The organism is Parendozoicomonas verongulae, from assembly GCF_009711465.1.
In the GTDB taxonomy this organism is placed as follows: domain Bacteria; phylum Pseudomonadota; class Gammaproteobacteria; order Pseudomonadales; family Endozoicomonadaceae; genus Sansalvadorimonas; species Sansalvadorimonas verongulae.
On the sequence record NZ_SMME01000635.1, the window covers coordinates 1 to 410 of the forward strand.

Here is a 410-nt window from a genome sequence, read left to right on the forward strand (position 1 = left end):
CAAAAAAATGGGCATACCAGTTTTTCAAGCAGTGTTGTACCAATGGTCTGAGTTCATTGGCAGCGTCCAGCCTTTTTAGCAGGACATGAAGTGTCCCTGCATTAGTATCAGGACAATGTTCTGGTGCTAGCCAATTTTGCTGGATAGCGACCTGAGCAATGGCTATAACCTTAGGTGAATGAATGCCCAGACGGTCAGAGGCCCAAGTGAGTATCCAGACTATGGAAGATTGCCAGTCGCTGCGGTTGGCTAAGCTGCTCTGAACCATTTTTTCGTGTAAGCCCTGAAGCTCTTGTAACACAATATCAACGGGTTGATCCGAACGAACCAAACCATCTACCACCGAAGCGAGTGAACTAGTGGAAGCGGCCCAGTTGCCAAACAAAGAACAACTTTTGATATTCTCTTTA

General features: G+C 46.3%; 1 protein-coding gene. It reads right to left on the minus strand.

All coding sequences use genetic code 11. The features are described from left to right. Positions 1-410: hypothetical protein (locus tag E1189_RS23125; protein WP_196221053.1), on the minus strand; the 410-nt coding region annotated here is incomplete at both ends.